This window comes from Bacillus sp. 3a, assembly GCF_017161885.1.
Lineage (GTDB): Bacteria > Bacillota > Bacilli > Bacillales > Bacillaceae > Bacillus > Bacillus safensis.
The window spans coordinates 849,158-875,135 of record NZ_CP067376.1; the positions used below are offsets into that span (position 1 = coordinate 849,158).

Sequence of the window (25,978 nt, forward strand, 5' to 3'; positions counted from 1 at the left end):
GATCAAAAAGAGGTGAAAGCATGTATTATCAATTAAGAATAGCCACAGAAGAAGATGTCCCGGCGATCAATGCTTTTCTTGAAAAGGGACAAGCAAAAGGCGGAGTAACACTTGCGGAGCGAACGGCATTTGTAGTGATGGAAGATGCGGATGGTCAGCTGGCAGGCTGCTTAGGTCTTGAACAGCTCAATGAACAAGAGGGATTGCTGCGGTCTCTTGTCATATCAGATAAGCTCGGTCAGGGACACATTGTCTCTTTGTTCCAAAGTGTTCAAACGCTCGGTGAAAAAATGGGTGTGGATACTTTTTATGTCGTCGCAAACCATTCCTCTTCCCATGATTTTTTGGCATTAATGGGCTTTACGCCTTTAAAGGAAATTCCAGAAAGCATATGGAGCTCTGCACATGCGAAAGAGACATTGGGGAAAGAACAGGCTGTGGTCCTGCAAAAAAAAGGCAGTTAATCACAAAATGATGGACTTATACACATACTTATCCACTACAAAACAAGCGTTATCCACAAATTGTGGACAACGCTTGTTTTATTGATCATCATCTTTTATACTTTCAAAAGGATAATTGAGATATATCAACAGTTTTATCTTTTTTAAAAGGAGTTTGTAGGATGTTAAATACAAAAAGGTGGTCTGTGGATTTAGAAAAGGATTTATCCACATACTATCCACAAATTAAACAGGCGGCCGATCTGCTGCAGCAAAATGAAGTGGTTGCTTTCCCGACGGAGACCGTTTACGGACTCGGGGCAAATGCGAAAGAGACAGAAGCCGTTATGAAAATTTATGAAGCGAAAGGGCGTCCGAGTGATAATCCGTTGATTGTTCACATTGCGGAGGTTCAGCAGCTTCACGAATTTGCACATATAGAAAGTGAAAAAGCGAAGGCGCTGATGGATGCCTTTTGGCCGGGCGCCTTAACCATCGTTCTTCCGTGTAAGCCAGGCACTTTATCAAAGCAGGTTACAGCAGGTTTATCCACAGTAGGTGTGAGAATGCCTGACCATCCCATTGCGCTTGAGCTGATCCGAGCAGCGGGTCTGCCAATTGCTGCACCAAGTGCCAATTGTTCGGGAAAGCCTTCACCAACTCAAGCTGACCATGTAGCCAGTGATCTCGAAGGAAGAATCGCTGGGATTGTGGATGGCGGTTCAACAGGTATTGGCGTTGAGTCAACGGTTGTATCCTGTATCGGTGAGACCCCAGTGATTTTAAGACCAGGCGGAATTACAAAAGAAGCATTAGAAGAGGTCGTGGGGACGGTGAGTGTGGACCCAGGGCTGACAAAAAAGGACGAAGCGCCTGTATCGCCGGGAATGAAATACACACATTATGCACCTGAAGCCAAGATGTATATCTTTCATGGAAGTGATGAAGACATGCAGTGTCACATTCAGAAATACAGAGCTGAAGGTTTAAAAGTCGGAGTGCTGACAACAGAAGAAAAGAAATCGCTGTTTGCGGCAGATGTTGTGTACAGCTGTGGATGGAGAGAAAAACCTGAAACGGTTGCTGCAAACCTTTATCGTGTACTGAGACAATTTGATGAAACAGATGTAGACTTGATCATTTCAGAAGCCTTTTCAGAGCAGGGAGTCGGTTCTGCCATTATGAACCGTCTGCAAAAAGCCGCAGGAGGGCGTACACTCCCTTCGTTCCAATAGTTCTAACCTTTCTTGGACAAACATAGGTTAAAGAAGAATGTGTGTCCAAGGGGGATTTACATGAACGAACTAGCTGGCGAATTGCTGACACTCAGCATCATGGCTTTTGCACTTGGGATGGATGCTTTTTCGGTTGGACTTGGTATGGGAATGATTCAGCTGAGGTTCCGCCAGATCATTTATATTGGACTTGTTATTGGGATATTTCATATGTTTATGCCGCTTTTTGGCATGCTGACAGGTCAGCTCTTATCTGGATGGCTTGGTCTTCTTGCCACCTATATTGGCGGGGCGCTGCTTTTGGTGCTGGGACTGCAAATGATTGTTGCTTCTATCCGCAAAGAGGATAAGCCCTTTATCGCACCAGTTGGGGCTGGTCTCGTTCTTTTTGCGACAAGTGTAAGCCTAGACAGCTTCTCCGTTGGTTTAAGCCTCGGAATTTACGGTTCCCAGGTGTGGATGACTATATTATTGTTTGGTTTTTTTAGTATGCTCCTCACATGGCTCGGATTATTACTCGGTAAACAGGTTCGGTCATGGGTTGGTTCATATAGCGGTGCGCTTGGCGGAATCATTTTACTAGCCTTTGGTATCAAATTATTATTTCCGCTCTAGCCAGTCTCCTTACATAACATGTAGAATGAAATGCTATATAATAGAAGAAAAGGAGGGCGAAAGATGAAAATCTTATTTGTTTGTACGGGAAATACATGCAGAAGTCCAATGGCTCAAGCCCTTTTTGCTTCCATTGCAGATGAAAAAGGTTTAGAGGTCACTGTAAAATCAGCGGGCATTTTTGCCTCCGATGAAGGGAAGGCTTCTCCTCAAGCGATCGAAGCATTATTTGAGAAAAGCATTCCACTGAATCACTCATCATCAAAATTGACAGAGGATCTTCTGCGCGAAGCTCATTACGTCTTCACGATGACGATGCAGCATAAACAGTTGATTGCAGAGCAATATGCGCATGCAAAAGGCAAGGTCTTCACTTTAAAGGAATTTGCGACAGGAACAGAAGGCGATGTATCCGATCCGTTTGGAGGAAGTCTTTCTGTTTATCAGGAAACTCGAGATGAACTAGAAGCCTTACTGTATCAGCTCGCTGAGAAGCTGAAAAAAGATCATCATAATAGATAACCTGTAAAACCGTTGCCTCAACGGTTTTTCTGCTATTGTTTGCAAATCACTAGGTAGAGGTTAAAATATAACTGTGAATAAAGAATGAATGTAAGACATAACAGATCAACTCACCCTTAGGAGGAATTGCCCGATGAAAGTAGCCATTGCATCCGATCACGGCGGAACGAATATTCGTGAAGAAATCAAACAACTGATGGATGAATTGAAGATTGAATACATTGATATGGGTTGTGAATGCGGATCAGGTTCTGTAGACTACCCAGATTATGCTTTCCCTGTAGCCAATATGGTGGCAAACGGAGAAGTCGACCGCGGCATTTTAATTTGTGGGACAGGCATCGGCATGAGCATCTCAGCAAATAAAGTAAAAGGAATTCGCTGTGCATTGGCTCATGATACATTTAGTGCGAAAGCAACGAGAGAACATAATGATACGAACGTTCTTGCAATGGGAGAGCGAGTGATTGGACCAGGATTAGCACGTGAGATTGCGCACATTTGGCTGACGACAGAGTTTACAGCAGGACGCCATGCTGTGCGGATTGGCAAAATTGCTGATTACGAAGAAAAGCACCTATAAGGAGCGCTTAACATGAACATTGGTCAAGATTGGCTTGAAATGTTAAAAGAGTTTCATCAAACAGTTGAATTGCGTGCCGGGCAAATCTTAGTCATTGGCTGCAGTACGTCAGAAGTGGCTGGTGAGCATATTGGTACTGCAGGAAGTGAGCAAATTGCTGCCTCTATCTATCAAGAATTGGATCAGTTAAGACGAGAGACCGGGATTGAACTCGCCTTTCAATGCTGTGAACATCTAAATCGTGCCCTTGTTGTTGAAGAAGAAGTGGCTTTCCGTTTTAACCTGGAGATCGTAGCTGCAGTACCTGTCCGTAAAGCGGGTGGTTCGATGGCGGCTCATGCATATCAGCAAATGGAACATCCTGTATTGGTCGAATGCATTGAGGCACATGCTGGTATTGATATCGGCGATACGTTAATTGGGATGCACTTAAAGAGAGTCGCTGTACCTGTCCGCCTCAGTCGTCATCGATTAGGACATGCACATGTGACTTTTGCGAAAACGCGTCCGAAGCTGATTGGCGGAGAACGAGCCGTTTATACAAGATCATAGCTTCGATATATTTCTAATATAATGTTGAATGATGAAGACGCTTTACCACTTGAATATTCGGGTTTTCATAAAAAAGAAGTCGATTTTCCAAAAAAAACTTTTACATTTTACTCAAAAACCGTGTACAATGAGATGGTGAAAACATCGAATGGAAATAGATTGGAGAGGATTTCGCTGATGAAACATTTACCTGAGCAAGACGCACAAGTATTCAAAGCAATTCAACTAGAGCGGAAACGCCAGCAGGACAAAATCGAATTAATTGCATCAGAAAACTTCGTAAGCGAAGCAGTCATGGAAGCACAGGGCTCTGTATTAACAAACAAATACGCTGAGGGCTATCCTGGTAAACGCTACTATGGCGGCTGTGAACATGTAGACGTTGTGGAAGATATCGCACGTGACCGCGCAAAAGAAATTTTTGGCGCTGAGTATGTGAACGTACAGCCTCACTCAGGTGCTCAAGCGAACATGGCCGTATACTTTACAATTCTTGAGCATGGCGATACAGTACTTGGCATGAACTTATCACATGGCGGGCATTTAACACATGGAAGCCCTGTAAACTTTAGTGGTGTACAGTACAACTTTGTAGAATATGGTGTAGATAAAGAAACTCAGCATATCGACTATCAAGATGTACTTGAAAAAGCACGTGAACATAAGCCGAAACTCATCGTTGCGGGTGCAAGTGCATACCCACGCCAAATTGATTTCAAAAAGTTCCGTGAGATTGCTGATGAAGTCGGTGCTTACTTTATGGTCGACATGGCTCACATTGCTGGTCTTGTTGCAGCAGGTCTTCATCCAAATCCAGTTCCTTACGCAGATTTTGTGACAACAACAACTCACAAAACATTACGCGGACCTCGCGGCGGAATGATCCTATGCCGCGAAGAGTTTGGTAAAAAGATCGACAAATCGATCTTCCCTGGTATTCAAGGTGGACCACTCATGCATGTCATCTCTGCAAAAGCTGTTTCTTTCGGTGAAGTATTGAACGGAGATTTCAAAACATATGCACAAAACGTCATTGATAATGCAAAACAACTAGCTGAAACACTTTTATCTGAAGATATTCAGCTTGTATCTGGCGGAACAGATAACCATCTTGTTCTCATCGACTTGCGTTCTCTTGGCATCACAGGAAAAATTGCAGAAAACGTTCTTGATGAAATCGGTATTACAGTGAACAAAAATGCCATTCCTTATGATCCAGAGAAACCATTTGTCACAAGCGGTGTACGTGTAGGTACAGCAGCAGTAACAAGCCGCGGTTTTGATCAAGAAGCGATGAAAGAAGTCGGTTCCATTATTGCACTTGCGCTAAAACATCATGAAGATGAAGCGAAATTAGAAGAGGCGAAAAAGCGTGTATCTGATCTTACGGCCCGTTTCCCTCTATATAACGAATTAGATTATTAAAAAACAGACCCATTTGCCTATTTTTGGCATGTGGGTTTTTTTTGTAGGATTTGCGAATCATATTGAAAGATGATGTCTTTTTATGTAGAATTGTAGGAAGTGTGCAAAGTTCACCGGAAGATGACAGAAAAGGAGTTGTAGCAAGCAATGGCAAAGGTTTATGTATTTGATCACCCGCTTATTCAGCACAAACTTACATATATTCGTGACGTTCATACAGGAACTAAAGAATTTAGAGAGCTAGTGGATGAAGTCGCAACATTAATGGCATTTGAAATCACAAGAGACTTACCGCTTGAAGAGGTAGATGTAGAAACACCTGTACAAGTAGCGAAATCAAACGTGATCTCAGGGAAGAAACTCGGGGTTGTGCCAATTTTAAGAGCAGGTCTTGGAATGGTAGACGGGATTTTGAAACTCATTCCAGCTGCTAAAGTGGGACATGTCGGTTTATACCGCGATCCGAAAACATTAAAGCCTGTTGAATATTATGTGAAGCTTCCATCAGATGTGGAAGAACGTGAATTTATCGTAGTAGACCCAATGCTTGCAACTGGCGGTTCAGCAGTCGAAGCGTTAAACAGCTTGAAAAAACGCGGTGCGAAAAACATTCGCTTTATGTGTCTGATTGCTGCCCCTGAAGGTGTAGAAGAAATGCAAAAGCATCATCCAGATGTTGATATCTACATTGCAGCATTAGATGAGAAACTAAACGAAAAAGGTTACATCATCCCAGGTCTTGGTGATGCTGGTGACCGTATGTACGGAACGAAATAAGAAAGTCTTAATAAAAGCCCACATGCAAACGTGCATGTGGGCTTTTTGAAATATATGACAAACGGTTGATACCGTTCTTAGAAAAATCAATGTATACTGAACATTGGCTGTTTTTTTCAATGAATGTCACATCTCTCCTAAAGTTTGATGAAATTGTGAACATTTTGTGTGCTCTATCAGTATAGAAAAGTTTTTTAACTTTCAACCGATTGACACATCATAGACGCTATTGTATGCTAAACGAGGGTATTATGGTAAGGTTTTCATAGCCTATAGCACTCTACTAATCCTCATTGTGAACCCTTTAATAATCAGGGTTTGTATCAACGAATGAAGCAGCATCCCATAGATCTAAAGATTTCAAGTCTGATTGTGCAATTAGACCGATGGGTGATTGATTTTTTTCGAATAGGACGGCTTATCATCAGCGTCTTCTACGCAGTTTTCATCACCATTTATCACCTTTTTTACAATACTTTTCATCGGGAGTCAGATGAATGAACGATCCAAACGCGATTTTCCGCAGACAGAGTAAATACATGTTCTATCTATTGGCAATTTTTGTGTTTGGCTATGCCATGCCTGGTTTTAAACCACTGTTTCTTGGTTTCATTATCGGCACAATTTTTGCTTTCTTTAATTTATTCCTACTTATACGGAGAATGCACGCTTTTGATCGAGCGGTTAAAAAAGGAAAATCCATTCGTTCAATGGGAAGTACAGCCAGGTGGGCCAACGCGATTCTCGCAGTAGCGATTGCTTGGCGTTACCCTAATGAAGTTCATCTGGCAGGTGTTGTTATAGGATTAATGACAATATATCCTGTCATTATGATAGATTCCTTCATTCAACTTAAACGTTCTACTATGGAAGAGAGGTGAATACTCTTTGGGTCACAGTTCAAAAACTACAGAATTTTTAGGGTTAACGTTCAACTTATCCAATGTTCTCATGATTACGATTGCTAGTATCATCGTTCTTCTCATAGCGGTGCTGACTACTCGTGTTCTGTCTATTCGTCCGACTAAGGCGCAGAACTTCATGGAATGGATCGTTGATTTTGTTCGAAATATCATAGGTAGTTCGATGGACATGAAAACAGGAGCCCCATTTCTAGCGCTTGGCGTTACATTACTCATGTACATATTTGTTTCAAACATGCTTGGACTGCCGTTCTCGATTACGGTCGATCACAACTTGTGGTGGAAATCACCAACTGCTGATCCTGCAATCACAATGACACTAGCAATTATGGTCATGGGACTTACACACTTCTACGGTGTCAAGGCAAAAGGAGTCAAGGAATATACAAAAGACTACTTTAGACCAATTCCACTTTTAGTACCATTGAAACTTATTGAAGAATTTGCAAACACGCTAACACTTGGTTTGCGTCTTTACGGAAATATTTTCGCTGGAGAGATTCTTCTTGGGTTACTTGCAGGACTTGCAACCAATTTCTACACGCAAAATATTGCGCTTGGTATCGTTGGTACATTAGGTGCCATCGTGCCGATGATTGTATGGCAGGCATTCAGTTTGTTTGTCGGAACAATCCAAGCATTTATCTTCACCATGCTGACAATGGTGTACATTTCCCATAAAGTCAGCGACGAACACTAAAAAATTGAGAGTCCAAAAAGGACGTTATTTTAAAGGAGGAGCTTTTTAATGAATTTAATAGCAGCAGCAATTGCAATCGGTTTAGGAGCACTAGGAGCAGGTATTGGTAACGGTCTAATCGTATCTAAAACAGTTGAAGGAATCGCTCGTCAGCCAGAAGCTGGTAGAGAACTAAGAACACTTATGTTCATCGGGGTCGCTTTAGTTGAGGCACTTCCAATTATCGCTGTCGTTATCGCATTCTTGGCATTCTTTGGTTAATATGTGAGAAGCGTTCTAATATGAATTTTAATGGCGAAGATCAGATTAGTTCGAAACTTCGCCATTCCTTTATGTTTTGTTTCTTAACATATTATTTAAAGAAGGGAGTTGCCGTACTAAATGTCTCAGTTACCAGTGGTTTTAGGAGCAGGGGGCTTAAGTTTCAACGCCGGTGATATGTTATTCCAGCTTATCGCTATGCTCATCTTGCTTGCACTTTTAAAGAAATTTGCGCTTAAACCTTTATTAGGTATTATGAAGCAGCGTGAAGATTATATAGGAAATGAAATTTCAAGTGCTGAACAAAAGCACGTTCAAGCTGAAAAGCTTCTTGAAGAACAACGTGTCTTATTGAAAGAAGCACGCGAAGAATCACATACACTCATCGAAAATGCGAAAAAGATTGGTGAGAAACAAAAAGAAGAGATCATTCAAGCAGCACGTCAAGAATCAGAGCGCTTGAAAGAGTCTGCTAGAACTGAAATCGTGAAAGAAAAAGAACAAGCTGTGGCTGCACTGCGTGAGCAGGTTGCATCACTATCTGTGCTGATTGCATCTAAAGTGATTGAAAAAGAACTTGATGAGCAGGCACAAGAGAAATTGATTCAAGAGTACCTTAAAGAGGCAGGCGAAAGCCGATGAGCGTAACTATTGTCTCTAAGCGTTACGCTTCTGCTCTTTTTGACATCGTTCTTGCTTCTTCGGCAGTAGACGAAACTGAAAAAGAGCTGAATGAGATCAAAAAAGTTCTAAAGACTGATCAAGAACTCAATGACTTCCTTGTTCATCCAAAGATTACAGCAGACAAAAAGAAACAGTTGATTGCTGAAGCTTTCAAAGGTGTTTCTACTTATGTATTGCACACAATGTATTTACTGATTGACCGCGGACGCACGAATATTTTCTCTGAAATGACGTCTGAGTTTGTGAAACTTGCAAACCGAACGAAACAAATAGACGATGCGGTCGTGTATTCAGTGAAACCGCTGAGCGGTGCTGAAATTCAATCTTTATCTGAAGTATTTGCCAAAAAAGCCGGAGTCACATCACTGCGTGTTGAAAATGTGATTGACAAGGATCTAATAGGCGGAGTGAAAATCCGTATCGGAAACCGCATTTATGACGGCAGTGTGAGTGGAAAGCTTTCCCGCATTGAACGTCAGCTTGCAGGCGAAAATCGTTAGAAGGGGTGAAACCTTAGTGAGTATCAAAGCTGAAGAGATTAGCGCGCTGATAAAGCAGCAAATCCAAAACTATCAATCAGAAATTGAAGTAAAAGATGTCGGTACAGTCATTCAAGTAGGGGACGGTATCGCGCGTGTACATGGCCTTGACAACATTATGGCAGGAGAGCTGGTTGAGTTCTCTAACGGTGTAATGGGTATGGCTCAAAACCTTGAGGAGTCTAACGTAGGTATCGTTATTTTAGGACCTTACAAAGATATCCGTGAAGGTGATGACGTAAAACGTACAGGTCGTATCATGGAGGTTCCAGTAGGTGAAGAATTAATCGGACGTATTGTGAACCCGCTTGGTCAGCCTGTTGATGGACTAGGTCCAATTTTAACAAGCAAAACACGTCCAATCGAAAGTGAAGCACCTGGTGTTATGGATCGTAAATCTGTACATGAGCCGCTTCAAACAGGAATTAAAGCAATTGATGCCTTGATTCCAATCGGCCGCGGACAGCGTGAATTGATCATTGGTGACCGTCAAACAGGTAAAACATCTGTTGCAATCGATACGATTCTAAACCAAAAAGATCAAGACATGATCTGTATTTATGTAGCTATCGGACAAAAAGAATCTACGGTTCGTGGTGTTGTTGAAACACTTCGTAAGCATGGTGCGCTTGACTACACAATCGTTGTCACAGCTTCTGCATCACAGCCGGCTCCACTTCTTTACCTTGCTCCTTATGCAGGTGTAACGATGGGTGAGGAATTCATGTATAACGGCAAGCACGTACTTGTTGTCTATGATGACCTTTCTAAACAAGCGGCAGCTTACCGTGAGCTTTCATTATTGCTTCGTCGTCCTCCAGGTCGTGAGGCATTCCCTGGTGATGTTTTCTATCTTCACTCTCGTTTATTAGAACGTGCAGCGAAGCTTAGTGACGAAAAGGGTGGCGGTTCTATCACAGCATTGCCTTTCGTAGAAACGCAGGCTGGCGATATCTCTGCATATATCCCAACAAACGTTATTTCCATCACAGATGGACAGATTTTCTTACAATCTGACCTCTTCTTCTCAGGCGTACGTCCAGCGGTAAACGCAGGATTGTCTGTATCCCGTGTAGGTGGTTCTGCACAAATCAAAGCGATGAAAAAGGTAGCAGGTACACTTCGTCTGGATCTTGCTTCTTATCGTGAGCTTGAAGCATTCGCTCAGTTTGGATCTGATCTAGACCAAGCCACTCAAGCGAAATTAAACCGTGGTGCAAGAACAGTTGAAGTCTTAAAACAAGACTTGAACAAACCGCTTAAAGTTGAAAAACAAGTAGCGATTCTTTACGCACTAACAAGAGGATACTTAGACGATGTAGCCATTGCTGATGTTAAACGTTTTGAAGCTGAGTTATTCTTGTACATTGAAGAAAACCATAAAGGCTTGTTTGACACAATCTCTCAAACAGGAAATATGCCTGCTGATGAAGAGTGGAAGACAGCAATCGAAGGCTTTAAACGTACGTTTGCACCAAGCAACTAATTAGTAATCTTTCCGAGAGAAAAAGATTCTCTTTTTCTCTCTTTTCACGTAAATGAACACGGATTCCTGAAAAAAGGTGGTGAAATCTTTGGCCTCATTACGCGATATAAAGTCAAGGATCACGTCAACGAAAAAATCGAGTCAGATCACAAAAGCGATGCAAATGGTATCAGCTGCGAAACTGAATCGTGCTGAAAACAATGCGAAGTCTTTTGTTCCTTACATGGAGAAAATCCAGGAAGTGGTTGCTGCAATCGCAACTGGAACAAGTGCTAAGCACCCAATGCTTCTTTCAAGACCTGTCAAAAAAACAGGGTATCTCGTTATTACATCTGATCGAGGGCTTGCAGGACCTTTTAACAGCTCGATTTTGCGTGCCGCTTACCAAACCATTCAATCTCGTCATCAATCCGCTGATGAATATGCGGTGATTGTCATTGGTAAAATCGGACGCGACTTCTTCAAAAAGCGTGGTATTCCAGTTATTTCTGAAGTAACAGGGCTTGGAGACGAGGTAGCGTTTGCTGATATTAAAGAATTAGCAAGCAGTACAGTTCAAATGTTCTCTGATGAAGCGTTTGATGAACTTTACATGTTCTACAACCACTTTGTCAGTGCGATTTCACAAGAAGTAACAGAGAAGAAATTATTGCCGCTAACGGACCTTTCGGCCGCAGCGACACCAAATAAACGTTCCGCATCTTATGAGTTTGAGCCTTCTGAAGAAGAAATTCTTGAAGTTCTCCTTCCTCAATATGCAGAGAGTTTGATTTTCGGTGCGCTTCTTGACAGCAAAGCAAGTGAACATGCTGCAAGAATGACAGCAATGAAGAGTGCAACAGACAACGCAAAAGAATTGATCGACAGCCTGACACTCTCTTACAACCGTGCTCGTCAAGCAGCGATTACACAAGAGATTACAGAAATTGTCGGCGGAGCAGCTGCCTTAGAATAGAAATAATTGTCAGGAGGGAATGCAATGAAAACAGGACGCATCAGTCAGATCATGGGACCAGTCGTAGACGTTCGTTTTGAAGACGGTCACTTGCCTGAGATTTATAATGCGATCAAAGTTTCGCATAAAGCGGAAAGCGAAAGTGAAGTTGATATCGACTTAACTTTAGAAGTAGCACTACATTTAGGTGACGATACAGTGAGAACCATCGCAATGGCATCAACAGACGGTGTGAAGCGCGGTATGGAAGCTGTAGACCTTGGAAAACCAATTTCAGTACCAGTTGGTAACGTAACACTTGGACGTGTATTCAACGTACTGGGAGATAACATTGACTTAGATGAGCCACTTGGTGTGGAAGCTCAAAGAGATCCAATCCACAGACAAGCGCCTTCTTTTGATCAACTTTCTACAGAAGTTGAAATTCTTGAAACAGGTATCAAAGTTGTTGACCTGCTTGCTCCTTACATCAAAGGTGGAAAGATCGGTCTATTCGGTGGAGCTGGTGTAGGTAAAACCGTTCTGATTCAAGAATTGATCAACAACATCGCACAAGAACACGGCGGTATTTCTGTATTCGCTGGTGTTGGAGAGCGTACACGTGAAGGAAACGACCTTTACTACGAAATGAAAGATTCTGGCGTTATCGAAAAAACAGCCATGGTCTTCGGTCAAATGAACGAGCCACCAGGTGCACGTATGCGTGTTGCCCTAACTGGTTTGACAATGGCAGAGCATTTCCGTGATGAACAAGGTCAAGACGTATTGTTCTTCATCGATAATATCTATCGCTTTACACAAGCAGGTTCTGAAGTATCAGCCCTTCTTGGACGTATGCCTTCAGCGGTAGGTTATCAGCCGACACTTGCAACAGAAATGGGTCAGCTGCAAGAGCGTATCACGTCTACAAACGTAGGATCGGTTACATCGATTCAAGCGATCTATGTACCTGCGGATGACTACACGGATCCAGCTCCTGCAACGACGTTCGCTCACCTTGATGCAACGACAAACCTTGAGCGTAAGCTGACTGAAATGGGTATTTACCCAGCAGTTGATCCTCTTGCTTCAACATCTCGTGCACTTGCACCTGAGATTGTTGGTGAAGAGCATTATGCGATTGCGCGTGAAGTGCAGCAAACATTGCAGCGTTATAAAGAGCTTCAAGATATTATTGCCATTTTAGGTATGGATGAATTATCTGAGGACGATAAGCTTGTGGTACACAGAGCGCGTCGTATTCAATTCTTCCTATCTCAAAACTTCCACGTAGCAGAGCAGTTCACTGGCCAAAAGGGTTCTTATGTGCCATTGAAAGAAACTGTTAAAGGCTTCAAGGAAATCTTGTCTGGTAAATACGATCACCTTCCAGAAGATGCATTCCGCCTAGTTGGACGCATTGAAGAAGTGATTGAAAAAGCCAAAGAGATGGGTGTAGAGGCCTAATCTGGTCCTTAGGAGGGTAAAAGCATGAAGACCGTTCAAGTCAATATCGTTACTCCCGACGGCCCAGTGTATCAAGCGGATGTGGAAATGGTCAGTGTAAGAGCAGAAAGCGGTGAGCTTGGTATTTTAGCTGGCCACGTTCCAATGGTTGCTCCGCTAAAAATCGGTGCAGTTCGCTTAAAACATAGTGGATCAACTGAATTGGTTGCAGTAAGTGGCGGATTTGTTGAAGTCCGCCCTGAACAAGTAACGATTCTTGCTCAGGCCGCTGAAACATCAGATAAAGTTGATGTCGATCGTGCTAAATCAGCGAAACAGCGTGCTGAAGAGCATTTGAACCACCCGAATGAAAGTGATGTACGCCGGGCGGAACTCGCATTAAAACGGGCGTTAAACCGTTTAAATGTAGCAGGGAAATAAAACAGAAAATCCTTCTTATCACTGTGATAAGAAGGATTTTTTTAGGATGACATGAGAGATTGGTACATCGACACATAAGGATGAGATGCTTGCTTTTCTAGATATAAGTGCTCGCAAAATTGCGTACTACAATGCCATGTTTTATTGTTTCTGCGTAAGCCAAGCGTATATTTATGCGGAGAATCCATATAAGGCCGCACCACCCAGTCAGCATCTGAATGATGACGGATGACAACCTCTCCTATATACACACTCATCATCGCTTCTAATGCATCTATTGGCATTTTCCACTCAGCGAACAGCTGCTTGGACAATGCATCAAAGTATAGTGATTCTAACTGATACAGGCTTTCCTCAGAGTAATCCAAAGAAATGTTATGAAAATGACACAATTGTGCTAATTCTTCTAGCTGTGTCTGTCTATAATCAAAGTAGAAAGCAATGGCCTCCCATTCATGATCAAATGAGGGAACCAATTCTCCGTACAAATCAACAAAGTCAGGAAAAGAATCTTTCAATGTGTTCAGCTCCTTCCACACGCAGTATATCATCTCCTTGGCATCAGGATAAGAGGGGATTTACACTAAATGTAGCTCTTTTTTCCAAATGATTCATCTTTCCGATTTTCGAGGATATAATGAAAGGGAGTTTTCCTTTACAGAAATAAATAAAAGGAGGATTCAACTGTATGGAAGACGTAGGACAACAAGCAATCGTGGGCATTGTGATCCACCTATTTTTTATCGCGGTTACATGGTGGGCACTGCTTGCTGTAAATATTGATCCACTCATTAAAAAAGGGAAAATCGTTCAAGCAAGGCTGCTGATGATGCTCATTACCATTGCTATCGCATCTGCGGTCAGCAATTTCTTTCTTGATTACTTAAATTTCTCGAGACAAATTCCTTATATGTTCTAACATAAAAGGTTTGGTCACGGCCTTCTGCGGGAACGTAAAAAGAAGGGTCAAAAGGCTCGCCTTTTGTTGACTTTTCCACGTATGCATTGCCCTCCTTGCGGCAACACTTGTAGCAAGGGGGAATGACAAGTGAGAAAGTATTTGAAAGGTTGGCCATTATTTGCGTTTATTCTTTTTTTTGTTCTGATGATTCAAGGTGTTCGTGCGGAAGAATCTTCTCCGCTCGCTCAAATAGCAGAAGGTCTAAAAAACCAGCAAATCGAAGTCGATGGGTGGACCCTTCATGCCAAAACAAATGTAGATATTTCATCCGAACAATTTTCAAAAAAAGTGAAACGTTTGAAAGACGAACTACGACAGTATGAGTGGACCGAAAAAAAAGAACAACATGTCACCAAAGTCACAGGAATTTACAAAGATGAAAAAAATGATACAGAATCGAAAATTTTACTCGTGAAGACCGACACAAAATCAAATCAAAAGTCGTATTTATTATATGAGCAAAAAGGTGCTCGCCCACTGAATACCTGGGAGCATACATATGATCAGTTCGTACGTCATGCAAAAAGCATATTACAAGAGAAAATTGTAATTTTTACTTGTCTCGATGGTCATGTAAATGGTATGATGGATGTTGTTTTGCAAAAAAAAGCTGAAATGTTAGCAAATGAATTTCAAGCAAAACCAGTTGAGTATCTCGTTGAGTCTAATTTTGTGTCGCTTTCCGCTTACACAGATAAGTGGGAACAGTTCATTATGACTTCAAATGATAAAATGAATGTTCAAATTGCCATCAGAAGTTCGGAAATGAACGAAAATCATACGATTACGGTTGGCACACCAATCGTAACGACTGAATATTAATATAGAGAATTTGGGACGCGGAGGGGAAGACCTTGGAAAAAATCATCGTCCGCGGCGGTCAAAAGTTAAACGGCACAGTTAAAGTAGAAGGCGCAAAAAATGCCGTTTTACCAGTTATCGCTGCATCTTTGTTAGCAAGTACAGAAAAAAGCGTAATTTGTGATGTACCTACGCTCTCCGATGTATATACAATCAATGAAGTGTTACGTCATTTAGGAGCAGAAGTACATTTTGAAAATAACGAAGTATCAGTTGATGCATCTCATGCACTAGAAACTGAGGCTCCGTTTGAGTATGTCCGTAAAATGCGAGCATCCGTGCTTGTCATGGGACCACTTTTAGCAAGAACAGGTCATGCAAGAGTTGCATTACCTGGAGGCTGTGCGATTGGTTCAAGACCAATTGATCAGCATTTAAAAGGCTTTGAAGCAATGGGAGCTAAAATTCAAGTAGGTAATGGTTTCATCGAGGCTGAAGTAAAAGGCCGTTTAAAAGGTGCAAAAATCTATTTGGATTTCCCAAGTGTAGGGGCAACTGAAAACATCATCATGGCAGCAGCATTAGCTGAAGGAACGACGATTTTAGAAAACGTAGCAAAAGAACCTGAAATTGTTGATTTAGCAAACTACATCAATGCCATGGGCGGTAAGGTTCGCGGTGCTGGTACTGGTACAATCAAAATCGAAGGTGTGGAAACACTTCACGGTGCAAAACACAACATCATCCCTGACAGAATTGAAGCAGGTACTTTCATGGTGGCAGCAGCCATTACAGAAGGAAATGTTCTTGTAAAAGGCGCAGTGCCAGAGCACATGACATCACTTGTTGCAAAAATGGAAGAAATGGGTATTCAGATCATTGAAGAAGAAGAAGGTTTAAGAGTCATTGGACCATCTGAGCTCAAGCCAATCGATCTAAAAACAATGCCGCATCCTGGGTTCCCAACGGATATGCAATCTCAGATGATGGCGCTATTGCTTCGTGCGAACGGAACAAGCATGATCACAGAAACGGTGTTTGAAAACCGCTTTATGCATGCTGAAGAATTCCGCCGCATGAATGGCGATATTAAAATTGAGGGTCGCTCTGTCATTATCAATGGGCCGGTTCAACTTCAAGGTGCTGAAGTGGCAGCGACTGATTTAAGAGCAGGAGCAGCACTTGTACTTGCTGGATTAGTGGCAGAAGGTCATACACGTGTCACTGAGTTGAAGCATATTGACCGTGGTTATGTGAACTTCCACCAAAAGCTTGCAGCAATCGGTGCAGATATTGAAAGAGTTAACGATGAATCAGCAGATGTGACACAAGAACAAGTTGTATCAGATCTGAACGCTTAATCATGAAAGAAATCAGTGTGTCCATTGGGGCATGCTGATTTTTTTTTTAGAATCATAGAATGCCTCATTTCACGAAGCTTATCATTAGTGTATCCAACCATCTTAAATTTTATTCATACAGACGAACAGTAAAATCCATTCTAAGAACAGGCCCATACCTTTCATAAAAGACTTGTCCACTAAATGAAAGAAGCTGTCATATTAGCTTGTCCCTGCCCATAGGATAAAAGAGATTCAATGACAAATGGGGGCAGCCAAATATGAAACCAATGATATGGACAATCGCAGGAATATGCATCATTATTTTAATGATTCCAACATTACTTGTGTTGCCGACGTTCCAAGGGAAACCGGCGGCCAGCCAGCACGTAGCAGCAGAACCATCAGTTAAAAAAGAAGTGAAGGGTTCAGTCAAATTGAAGCAATCACCCGTCGCTATCCCCGTCTATCGCTCAGCTCATCAGCAGGTAGAAAATATCCCCTTAGAAGAGTATGTGATCGGTGTCGTAGCATCTGAAATGCCAGCTGATTTTGAAATGGAAGCACTCAAGGCACAGGCGCTCGCAGCAAGAACATATATCGTCAGACAAATGATCAGTGATAAGACTGTCAAATCACCTAAGGGCTCTCTTGTAGATGATACCCAAATGTTCCAAGTTTACAAAAACAAACAGGAACTCAAGAAAATTTGGGGGAAAGCGTACAATTGGAAATTAAAAAAGGTCACGGAAGCTGTCGCCAGCACACAAGGAAAAGTGCTGACTTATGACGAGAAACCAATTGATGCTTCATTCTTTTCAACAAGTAACGGAAAAACGGAAAATGCCGAAGCCTATTGGAAAAACGAAATCCCTTATTTGAAAAGTGTCTCGAGTAAATGGGACGAAAAATCGCCAAAATTTCAAAATAAGAAAACCATCTCGGTCAGTGAATTTCAGCAAAAATTAGGTGTGACACTCACTCAGCAGGCTCAGGTCGGACAGATTGTAGAACGGACACCAGGAAACCAAGTAGCGAAAGCCGTGATCAACGGTAAAACACTGTCAGGCCGAGACATTCGGGAATCACTAGGCCTTCATTCAGCGGACTTCACATGGGAACGCCAAGGCCAGCAGATTGTGATTACAACAAAAGGATATGGTCATGGTGTAGGCATGAGTCAATATGGTGCACATTATATGGCGCAGTCAGGCAAGAAAGTAGATGCCATCGTGAAACATTATTATAAAGGAATTCAAATCGAATCAGCCGATCGTTTTCTCAACACGTATATGGCTAAAAAATAAATCAACGGTGCCTCAGAAATGAGGCATTTTTTTTGTGTACAAAGAGGTTTGAACAGAATGTGACAAATTGTGACTTAAGACGCACCGAAGGAAAACTTAAACATTTACGTCCCGATAAGAACCGATGGCCGATACAAAGTCCCTCGAAAGACAGAGAAAACGAGAGGATAATGGGTGTGTTAGGTGAAAATATCTAGACATCTGACAGAATTTTAGTGATTTTGATGAAAGAGAAAAAGGGACCGAGTCCTATACCATTCCAAGACAGAATAATTTACGATTAAGGTGTTTCAATTAAATACATAAGGAGGAAGGAAAATTATGTTGAAAAAAGTATTCTCACTCGTAACCTTAGCTGTATTGACATTATCTATGTCAATCTCTTCACCAGTATTTGCAGAAGCATCTACAGTTAAAAAACATAACAAAGATGTAAGAGTGACAATCTTACTTGATGCAAGCGGAAGTATGGCAAGAAAAGTAGAGGGAGAGCGCAAATTTGATCTCGCTAAACAAGAGGTATTTAAATTTGCTCAGTCACTTCCAAAAGACGCTAAAATTCGTATGAGCTTGTTTGGTTCTGAAGGAAACAACAAAAATTCAGGTAAAGCTCAATCATGTGAAGTCATTAGAGGCGTTTACGGCGTACAGCCTTATGAAAAAGACAGCTTTGAGAACTCTTTAAACGGACTTGGGCCAACTGGCTGGACACCAATTGCACGTGCACTTGAAAATGCAAAGCAAGCGGATGAGCAGCTTACTGAGGGAACAAAGCATATTGTGTACTTAATCACTGATGGTGAGGAAACTTGTGGCGGAGATCCAGTAAAAGTAGCAAAAGAATTGCATAACTCAAAAGGGTCAACTGTTGTAAATGTGATCGGGTTAGACTTTAACGATGGCTATGAAGGTCAATTGAAGCAAGTAGCCAAAGCTGGTAAAGGCCATTACTACCAAGCAAGCACAGGTAAAGAAATGGGATCTATCTTTTCAGCAGAATCATTAAAACTACACGAATAACTTGCTGAACAAAAGGGAAACGATTGATTCATGCTTTCGTTTCTCTTTTTCTGTACAAAAGTAAAAAAGGGAGGTCTTTATTGATGAAAAGAAATATCGTATTAACCATTTTGGCTAGCCTTGTCCTGCTCCTTTCTTCACCAGCTCATGCTGTAACAAAACAGGAGCCGCCTGCTCATGTGGTAATATTACTCGATTTAAGCGGCAGCATGGCACAGTCAGTTGAAGGTGAAAAGAAAATTGAAATCGCCAAACGGTCTATTCAAAGCTTTGCGAGTATTTTATCAGAAGATACACAAGTTCTACTTCGTGTGTTTGGTCATGAAGGAACCAATAAAAATGCAGGGAAAGCCGTTTCTTGTTCAAGTTCTGAAGCCGTTTACGGATTTGGATCATATGAGCCATCAACATTTCAACAAGCACTGAATGTGTATAAGCCAACTGGCTGGACACCACTTGCAAAAGCATTAACGGATACGAAACAAGATTTTGAAGATCACCAAGCTGAAGGGAAAAATATTGTCTATGTTGTCAGTGATGGTGAAGAAACTTGTGGTGGAAGCCCTTCAAAAGCAGCAAAGGAATTACATGAAGACGGAATAGATACAATCGTCAATATCATTGGCTTCGATGTGAATGAAAAGGAAGCAAAAAGTCTTAAATCTGTTGCAAAAGCGGGTGGAGGACAATATCAACCGGCTGCAAATGCCGAAGAGTTGAACCATATTCTTCAACAGGAAGCGAGCGCTTTTGGTCGGTAGAGAGTGAATGGCAGCTGGGGAAAACAACCCCAGCTGTTTTTAAGTTGACGATTAATTCAAAGTCGTTTCTAATTCATCAATTCGTTTCTCCACATAATGCTGATCCTTTCTTGCATGGAAGGTTTCGGCTTTTTCTAATATGGCTGCTGTATTATACTCGGGAATCTGTGAGTAGCTCTCATACACACCTTTAGGAATTAAAACGTTCCCTTCCGGCCAATAAACTGCGATATTGCCGCGTCTCAACTCTCCGAATTGAGCCACTCCTTGATAGGATCCATATTGATTAAAGAGAACAACTGGATCACCTTCTTGGACGTAAAGCTCTTTTGCATCTTCTTCATTCATTAGGATAGAATGACGTTTTCCACCATTAAAGGCGTCCTTTTCACTGTAGATCATGGAGTTGAATTGCTTTCCTCTTCTTGTCGTGATATTGAAATGTCCTTCGGTTTTTCGATATTGAGGCAGCTGGGCAGGAAGAAGATGTCCCTTGCCGTCTGGTGTTGGACACACGCCATCTTCACAAAGCCATGCGCCTCCCCATTGAAAAACGTCTCCCTTGTGACGTAAATGCTGGATGCCATCATAATTTCGGTTGGCGACCGCAATCTCACGACGAATGTCTTCAGCTGTTTCAAAATGTATCAGCTCGGCATCTTCTGGCCGGACTCTTTTCGCAAGATCAACATAAATGTCCCATTCCGCTCTGGCTTCCTCGATACGAGGTCCTTCAATTTCTGGACTGAAATATACCATGCGTTCCGTACTGGTTGATGTGCCGCCGCCTGGTTGTTCATACCTTGTCATAGCAGGCAGCACAATCACCGCCTCTTCAGCGTCTACCAGCGTAGAGGTATTCAAAATGATATCTTGGTGAACACGGAGTTCAAGTTCAGATAATGCTTTTTCGATCGCTTCCGGATTTGGCATCGTCTCTAAAAAGTTTCCGCCACTCGTAAACAGCATTTTGAGTTTTTGCGGATGGTCTTTTGGGAGAGTCATCTTCTCAAAGGATTGCCCAATGGTGTCACCATGCCATTTAGGAATGTCAAACCCCCATATACGTTCGATTCTTGCAATATTCTCTTCATCAAAATCACTACCCGGCAAAACGAATGGATCAGCACCCATTTCACCAGAACCTTGGACGCCGCTATGCCCTCGAATTGGCATGACACCACAATGTTTTCTGCCGATAAATCCGCGCAGCATGGCAAGGTTGGCAACCTGTGATATATTATCAGTTGCAAAGCGGTGCTGAGTAAGGCCCATACTCCAAATAAAAACGCCTGAATTAGCATTGGCAAGCAGTGTCGCAAATTCCTTCATTCTTTCTTTTGATAAACCTGATGATGCTTCTAGGTCTTCCCACTTCAATTGTGCGACATGCTGCTTTAAATCCTGTATGCCTGTTGTATGTTTTTGAATAAATTCGTGATCAAGAGCCGAATGGGGAGCATGCTGCTCCATGTCAAACCAATGCTTGATGACGCCGTTCATAAACGCAATATCTCCGCCTATATTGACTTGGTAAAAATCATCTGCAATTTTTGTACCGAATAAAGCACTCTCTGGAATAGAAGGAACCCAATACTTTTCCATAGCAGGCTCTTTATACGGATTGATGACGATAATTTTTGTTCCCTTCTTTTTAGCAGCGTACATATATTTAGTGGAAACAGGCTGATTGTTTGCTGCGACAGATCCCCAAAAAATTAATACATCCGTTCCAATCCAATCACTGTAATTACAGCTGGAAGCACCGATGCCAAGGGACCGTTTAAGAGCAGTTTTACTTGGTGAATGGCAAATGCGAGAAGCATTATCAATATGATTCGTCCCTATAAATCGAGCAGCCTTTGCAGCCGTATAATAAACTTCATTTGTAATTCCTCTAGCGGTTAAATAGAAAGCAAGCTGCCGTTTATCAATTGATTGGATTTTAGCTGCGATTTGATCTAGTGCATCATCCCAAGAAATACGTGTAAAGGCATTGTCACCTTTTTTTCGAATCAATGGATAAGGAATCCGACCAAGCTTGCGAAGAGAGGTGCTGTCCATTTGCTTTAGCTGCTGAATATCTTCAAACCATTTTGGATCAATAGCTGGCATTGTGTTAAGACGAAGCACATTTAGTCTTGTGGTGCATATATGAGGTCCTGCGAGCGTTTGATCATACAGTCCTGAGACGCCAAGGGCACAGCCGTCACAAACACCCTGCGTTAAAATACGGTACGCGTAGGGAAGGTTATCTTTGTTCTCCCATGCCACTTTCATCGTATCTCGAATGTGTTTCGGTTTCACTTTGCCAAGCCCCATTGGTACAAAAGAGGCCCATAGCTTTGGTGAGGGTTTTTTATTGAGTTTAACAGGCCCCTTATGTTTTGTTTTCCCCATGAGATCATCACCCTCCTATTACTTTGTAAAGCGTTTTCATATCTAAAAATTACCTTTAGATTGTGATTCTGTCAAATTCAAATTAAGATCGGGCTGAGACAGAGGAAGCAGCAGTTAGGTTTTTTTCTCTTAGCTGCTGAATATCCTTTCGAATGAGAAGTGATATGATAAAAGCAATGAAAAATAAGCCAGAGAACACCATAAGGCTTTGTGTATAATTACCTGTTATATCTCGGATAAAGGATGAAAATAGTGGTCCTGCTAATCCCGCAGCGGCCCAAGCAGTCAAAATATAACCGTGTATGGCACCAAGCTGCTTTGTACCAAACAAATCCCCAATATAGGCTGGAATTGAAGCAAATCCTCCTCCATAGCACGTATAAATGATCGCCATAACGATTGAAAAGATGAGCGGTTCTTTTAAATAGGGGAGTAATGGAAAAGCAATGAGCTGGATACTGAAAAAAATCGTATACGTATTCGGTCTTCCTATATAATCTGAAAACGATGCCCAGCCAATGCGCCCTAAACCATTAAAAGCACCTAAAATGCCCACAAGAGTAGCTGCAGCACCTGCAGTGAACCCAACACTTTCTTGGGCAAGAGGTGACGCTACTGAAATAATAGCGATTCCGCATGTGATATTAATAAAAAGCATAAGCCACAAATAATAAAAACGTCTTGTTTTGATCGCTTCATTTGCTGTAAGCTGTGATAAATCTTGAGGGATTTTTCTTTTCTTTGTTTTAAAGACGTCAAATTGTTTGACGTCATCAGACGTTGGTGGTGATAAATAAAGAGATGAGATCACCATGATGATAAAATAGGAGATTCCAAGAATATAAAAAGTATTTGCGATATTCACTTTTTCAATGAGATATTGAATAATTGGGCTGCAAATAAGAGAAGCAAATCCAAACCCCATAATGGCTAAGCCGGTTGCAAGACCTCTTCGATCCGGAAACCATTTGACTAGAGTTGATACAGGTGCAATATAGCCTACCCCTAAACCGATTCCAGCGAGTACACCATAAAATAAATAGAGGAGAGGCAGTGAGGACAAGTGGACAGCGAATCCTGACCCAGTCATTCCGATGCCGAAGAAAATAGCTGAGAAGAGCCCCGATGCCCTTGGGCCATACCTTTCAACGAAATGTCCCATAAAAGCAGCAGATAAACCTAAAAATAAAATAGCAATACTGAAGGTGAGACTTATTTCTGTTAATGACCACTGAAAGGCTTCATGTAAAGGATTCGTAAAAACACTCCAAGCATAAACAGACCCAATAGATAAATGAATTCCTACAGCACTTGCTGCGATGAGCCAGCGATTTTTCGATTTGTTCATTTTGTTCCCCCCATATAAAGCAATCAAGAAGTTTGATAAGATAGAAATATGTTACATTTTTATGACTTTTTAAAATAATATCACAATTTGGTTGGATCATATAACTAAATTTGCATTGAAAGGAAGATCATACAATGAATTCTTCTGTTAAAAAGAAACGAGTCATACACCAATACCGTGAAGGCCAGTTTACCTGCAAAACTGATGAAATTGTAGAAGAATATCCTTTAACTGTGATGGTGAATGGAGAAGAATTTGTGACACTTGTTTGTTCCCCAGAGCACCTGAAAGAATTGGTTATCGGCTTTTTGGCTTCAGAAGGGGTCATTCGATTTGAAAATGAGATTAAAAGGTTTACAATAGATGAAAGTATGGGTTTTGCCTATGTTGATTTAGTTCACTCAAGTGGATTTGATTCATCAGATTTTACAAAACGAGTGATTGGTTCATGCTGCGGGAAAGGAAGACACTTTTATTTCCTTCAAGATGTGAAGACGGCAAAAACGGCCATTGATCGAATCAGTATTTCTGCTGAAACCTGTATGCATCTCATGAAGTGTTTGCAAGAAGAAAGCCAATTATTTCAACATACTGGTGGAGTGCATAATGCTGGACTGTGTGACACAGAGAAGCTATTCATCACTAGAACTGATATAGGAAGACATAATGCTTTAGATAAAATTTATGGATATTGTTTACTTCAGCGTATTCCACTTAGAGATAAAATCCTTGTTTTCAGCGGCCGGATATCGTCAGAAGTTCTATTGAAGGCAGCAAAACTAGGAGTGTCTATCGTCATTTCAAAATCAGCACCTACTGAGCTGGCGCTTAAAATGGCAGAAGAATTAAATATTACGACAGTTGGATTCGTCAGAGGGAAATCCTTTAACATTTACACGCATCCTCAGCGTATTACAGAATAGGAGGCAAAGTATGGTCAGTATTTTAGATAAAAGACATCGGCCATTGCGCGATTTAAGAATATCAGTAACTGATCGTTGTAACTTTAGATGTACGTACTGTATGCCTGCTGAAATTTTTGGACCGGATTATCCTTTCTTGAAAAAAGAAGAACTGCTTAGTTTCGAAGAAATTGAACGACTTGCTACCCTTTTTGTAAAGAACCTAGGTGTGGTAAAAATACGCATCACGGGCGGAGAACCTTTAATGCGGAAGGATCTGCCTGTCTTAATAGAAAAGCTCGCAAACATTCCAGGGATTGAAGACATTGCGATGACAACCAATGGAACGCTTTTACCTTTATATGCTGATCAGTTGAAGAGAGCTGGTCTTAATAGAGTCACCATTAGTTTAGATTCATTAAATCCTGACCGTTTTAAGCAAATGAACGGAAGGCATATTTCTATCCAAAAAGTGTTTGATGGTATTGAGGCTGCAAAAAAGGCTGGACTTGCTATCAAGATTAATATGGTGGTTCAAAAAGGTGTGAATGATCAGGATGTCTTACCAATGGCAGCTTACTTCAAAAAAGAAGGACACGTTCTCAGATTTATTGAATTTATGGATGTCGGTAATACGAATAAATGGAATCTAGAACATGTCATGACAAAGAAAGAAATAATTGAATTAATTGATTCAACATATCCTATCAAACCAGAACCTCCTCAATATACAGGTGAAGTAGCCAAACGATTTTTTTACAAAGATGGTTCAGGAGAGATAGGCATTATTTCTTCCGTTTCAGATGCTTTTTGTGGAACATGTAACAGAGCAAGGCTGTCTGCACGGGGGGAATTATTTACATGTCTGTTTGCATCATCGGGTTTTGATCTGAAACAGATGATTCGTACGACAAAAGATAATGAAGAATTAACGAACAGGTTAAAGGAATTATGGTCGAATAGACATGACCAATATTCAGCCGAGAGAGAGCAGAAAAAAGATCAGAAAAAGGTTGAGATGTCATACATCGGTGGGTAGTGACAATAAAGTATCATGATCATGTATTTTTGAAAAGAAGAGAAAATGTCATAATCGTGGTTGAAAATCCTTTTTTGAAAACAGGTCTTTTTATCTTATGAACTCGGTCACTATAAAAAACCAGCAGAATCTCTGCTGGTTTTTAAATTGCTATTTTGCACCTCAAAAAGATTGAGATAAGATTGGAAAATAGATTTTCCCTCATTGTGTGCGGCTTTACTTTTACGAGTGCTGTGATAAGATCAAATCATTCTTTACCAGCTCGATTTTTTCACTCCAGGGATATGACCCTTATAGGCAAGCTCACGAAAAGCAATCCTAGACATTTTGAATTTTCGTAAATAACCTCTGGGACGGCCCGTTAATTCACAGCGGTTTTTTAAGCGGGTAGGGGAAGAGTCTCTAGGTAATTTTCGTAAAGCTTCATAGTCACCTTTTTCTTTTAACTCTTTCCTTAATTCTGCATATTTCAATACAAGCTGCTGTCGTTTTTTTTCTTTAGCAATCTTAGATTTCTTTGCCAATTAAAACCC

At 41.4% G+C, this 25,978-nt stretch carries 29 protein-coding genes; 25 read left to right on the plus strand and 4 right to left on the minus strand.

Annotation, left to right across the window (positions count from 1 at the left end; translation table 11 throughout):
• The first annotated feature begins 20 nt into the window (after positions 1-20).
• From JJ692_RS04125 to JJ692_RS04205, 17 genes are all read left to right on the plus strand, one after another.
• A complete protein-coding gene (locus JJ692_RS04125) occupies positions 21-464 on the plus strand; it encodes a GNAT family N-acetyltransferase (RefSeq protein WP_044330897.1) in 444 nt (147 codons plus the stop codon).
• Between the two features lie 161 nt (positions 465-625).
• Positions 626-1,678, plus strand: coding sequence for an L-threonylcarbamoyladenylate synthase (locus tag JJ692_RS04130; RefSeq protein ID WP_151039763.1), 1,053 nt, complete (start codon positions 626-628; stop codon positions 1,676-1,678).
• A 60-nt stretch (positions 1,679-1,738) separates the two neighbouring features.
• A complete protein-coding gene (locus JJ692_RS04135; protein WP_024423735.1) occupies positions 1,739-2,293 on the plus strand; it encodes a manganese efflux pump MntP in 555 nt (184 codons plus the stop codon).
• Positions 2,294-2,356: 63 nt separating this feature from the next.
• Entirely contained in the window at positions 2,357-2,815 is a 459-nt protein-coding gene (locus tag JJ692_RS04140) for a low molecular weight protein arginine phosphatase (RefSeq protein WP_024423734.1), read from the plus strand.
• Between the two features lie 133 nt (positions 2,816-2,948).
• Positions 2,949-3,398: a ribose 5-phosphate isomerase B gene (gene rpiB, locus JJ692_RS04145; RefSeq protein WP_003214714.1), complete on the plus strand. Its 450-nt coding sequence runs from the start codon at positions 2,949-2,951 to the stop codon at positions 3,396-3,398.
• Positions 3,399-3,410: 12 nt separating this feature from the next.
• Entirely contained in the window at positions 3,411-3,950 is a 540-nt protein-coding gene (locus tag JJ692_RS04150; protein WP_024423733.1) for a TIGR01440 family protein, read from the plus strand.
• 177 nt (positions 3,951-4,127) lie between these two features.
• On the plus strand, positions 4,128-5,375 hold the full coding sequence (gene glyA / locus JJ692_RS04155; protein ID WP_034281450.1) for a serine hydroxymethyltransferase: 1,248 nt from the start codon (positions 4,128-4,130) through the stop codon (positions 5,373-5,375).
• Positions 5,376-5,522: 147 nt separating this feature from the next.
• The gene (upp, locus tag JJ692_RS04160) at positions 5,523-6,152 is read left to right on the plus strand and encodes a uracil phosphoribosyltransferase (RefSeq protein WP_003214553.1); all 630 of its coding nucleotides are present in this window, start codon (positions 5,523-5,525) and stop codon (positions 6,150-6,152) included.
• A gap of 497 nt (positions 6,153-6,649) precedes the next feature.
• On the plus strand, positions 6,650-7,033 hold the full coding sequence (locus tag JJ692_RS04165; RefSeq protein ID WP_024423731.1) for an ATP synthase subunit I: 384 nt from the start codon (positions 6,650-6,652) through the stop codon (positions 7,031-7,033).
• Positions 7,034-7,040: 7 nt separating this feature from the next.
• The gene (atpB, locus tag JJ692_RS04170) at positions 7,041-7,775 is read left to right on the plus strand and encodes a F0F1 ATP synthase subunit A (protein ID WP_024426341.1); all 735 of its coding nucleotides are present in this window, start codon (positions 7,041-7,043) and stop codon (positions 7,773-7,775) included.
• A gap of 48 nt (positions 7,776-7,823) precedes the next feature.
• On the plus strand, positions 7,824-8,036 hold the full coding sequence (gene atpE, locus JJ692_RS04175) for a F0F1 ATP synthase subunit C (RefSeq protein WP_003214968.1): 213 nt from the start codon (positions 7,824-7,826) through the stop codon (positions 8,034-8,036).
• Positions 8,037-8,156: 120 nt separating this feature from the next.
• A complete protein-coding gene (atpF, locus tag JJ692_RS04180) occupies positions 8,157-8,678 on the plus strand; it encodes a F0F1 ATP synthase subunit B (RefSeq protein ID WP_008354935.1) in 522 nt (173 codons plus the stop codon).
• Positions 8,675-9,220 (plus strand): F0F1 ATP synthase subunit delta, encoded by a 546-nt coding sequence (locus JJ692_RS04185; RefSeq protein ID WP_151039765.1) that lies wholly within the window; start codon positions 8,675-8,677, stop codon positions 9,218-9,220. The genes atpF and JJ692_RS04185 overlap by 4 nt, the downstream gene beginning before the upstream one ends.
• A gap of 16 nt (positions 9,221-9,236) precedes the next feature.
• Entirely contained in the window at positions 9,237-10,745 is a 1,509-nt protein-coding gene (gene atpA / locus JJ692_RS04190; protein WP_024423728.1) for a F0F1 ATP synthase subunit alpha, read from the plus strand.
• Positions 10,746-10,833: 88 nt separating this feature from the next.
• Entirely contained in the window at positions 10,834-11,700 is an 867-nt protein-coding gene (locus tag JJ692_RS04195; protein ID WP_024423727.1) for a F0F1 ATP synthase subunit gamma, read from the plus strand.
• A 24-nt stretch (positions 11,701-11,724) separates the two neighbouring features.
• Positions 11,725-13,146, plus strand: a complete 1,422-nt coding sequence (gene atpD, locus JJ692_RS04200) for a F0F1 ATP synthase subunit beta (protein ID WP_024423726.1) — start codon at positions 11,725-11,727, stop codon at positions 13,144-13,146.
• 24 nt (positions 13,147-13,170) lie between these two features.
• The gene (locus JJ692_RS04205; protein WP_003214592.1) at positions 13,171-13,566 is read left to right on the plus strand and encodes a F0F1 ATP synthase subunit epsilon; all 396 of its coding nucleotides are present in this window, start codon (positions 13,171-13,173) and stop codon (positions 13,564-13,566) included.
• A gap of 41 nt (positions 13,567-13,607) precedes the next feature.
• Here JJ692_RS04205 and JJ692_RS04210 read toward each other — a convergent pair whose 3' ends face one another.
• Complete coding sequence (locus JJ692_RS04210) at positions 13,608-14,084, minus strand: hypothetical protein (protein WP_151039767.1); 477 nt, start codon at positions 14,082-14,084, stop codon at positions 13,608-13,610.
• A 170-nt stretch (positions 14,085-14,254) separates the two neighbouring features.
• Here JJ692_RS04210 and JJ692_RS04215 point away from each other — a divergent pair, with 170 nt between their 5' ends.
• The 6 genes from JJ692_RS04215 to JJ692_RS04240 all read left to right on the plus strand — a co-directional run bounded on the left by JJ692_RS04215 (position 14,255) and on the right by JJ692_RS04240 (position 19,756).
• Positions 14,255-14,485, plus strand: coding sequence for a DUF1146 family protein (locus JJ692_RS04215; protein ID WP_024423724.1), 231 nt, complete (start codon positions 14,255-14,257; stop codon positions 14,483-14,485).
• 129 nt (positions 14,486-14,614) lie between these two features.
• Positions 14,615-15,349 (plus strand): YwmB family TATA-box binding protein, encoded by a 735-nt coding sequence (locus tag JJ692_RS04220; RefSeq protein ID WP_024423723.1) that lies wholly within the window; start codon positions 14,615-14,617, stop codon positions 15,347-15,349.
• A 32-nt stretch (positions 15,350-15,381) separates the two neighbouring features.
• Positions 15,382-16,689, plus strand: coding sequence for a UDP-N-acetylglucosamine 1-carboxyvinyltransferase (murA, locus tag JJ692_RS04225; RefSeq protein WP_024423722.1), 1,308 nt, complete (start codon positions 15,382-15,384; stop codon positions 16,687-16,689).
• Between the two features lie 260 nt (positions 16,690-16,949).
• On the plus strand, positions 16,950-17,975 hold the full coding sequence (gene spoIID, locus JJ692_RS04230) for a stage II sporulation protein D (RefSeq protein ID WP_073207712.1): 1,026 nt from the start codon (positions 16,950-16,952) through the stop codon (positions 17,973-17,975).
• A gap of 321 nt (positions 17,976-18,296) precedes the next feature.
• A complete protein-coding gene (locus JJ692_RS04235; protein WP_034622539.1) occupies positions 18,297-18,995 on the plus strand; it encodes a VWA domain-containing protein in 699 nt (232 codons plus the stop codon).
• Positions 18,996-19,078: 83 nt separating this feature from the next.
• Positions 19,079-19,756 (plus strand): VWA domain-containing protein, encoded by a 678-nt coding sequence (locus tag JJ692_RS04240; protein WP_206534260.1) that lies wholly within the window; start codon positions 19,079-19,081, stop codon positions 19,754-19,756.
• A gap of 51 nt (positions 19,757-19,807) precedes the next feature.
• Here JJ692_RS04240 and JJ692_RS04245 read toward each other — a convergent pair whose 3' ends face one another.
• Both JJ692_RS04245 and JJ692_RS04250 read right to left on the minus strand, forming a co-directional pair.
• Positions 19,808-22,156, minus strand: coding sequence for an FdhF/YdeP family oxidoreductase (locus tag JJ692_RS04245; RefSeq protein WP_073207709.1), 2,349 nt, complete (start codon positions 22,154-22,156; stop codon positions 19,808-19,810).
• Between the two features lie 82 nt (positions 22,157-22,238).
• A complete protein-coding gene (locus JJ692_RS04250) occupies positions 22,239-23,504 on the minus strand; it encodes an L-lactate MFS transporter (RefSeq protein WP_073207707.1) in 1,266 nt (421 codons plus the stop codon).
• 134 nt (positions 23,505-23,638) lie between these two features.
• On the opposite strand from JJ692_RS04250, the gene fdhD reads away from it, so the two are divergent.
• Both fdhD and moaA read left to right on the plus strand, forming a co-directional pair.
• Positions 23,639-24,427: a formate dehydrogenase accessory sulfurtransferase FdhD gene (fdhD, locus tag JJ692_RS04255; protein ID WP_044330874.1), complete on the plus strand. Its 789-nt coding sequence runs from the start codon at positions 23,639-23,641 to the stop codon at positions 24,425-24,427.
• Positions 24,428-24,437: 10 nt separating this feature from the next.
• Positions 24,438-25,445, plus strand: coding sequence for a GTP 3',8-cyclase MoaA (moaA, locus tag JJ692_RS04260; RefSeq protein WP_029707486.1), 1,008 nt, complete (start codon positions 24,438-24,440; stop codon positions 25,443-25,445).
• 254 nt (positions 25,446-25,699) lie between these two features.
• On the opposite strand, the gene rpsN is transcribed toward moaA, so the two are convergent.
• Positions 25,700-25,969 carry a 30S ribosomal protein S14 gene (rpsN, locus tag JJ692_RS04265; protein ID WP_025093900.1) on the minus strand — a complete coding sequence of 90 codons (270 nt, stop codon included), beginning with the start codon at positions 25,967-25,969 and terminating at the stop codon, positions 25,700-25,702.
• Positions 25,970-25,978: the final 9 nt, after the last annotated feature.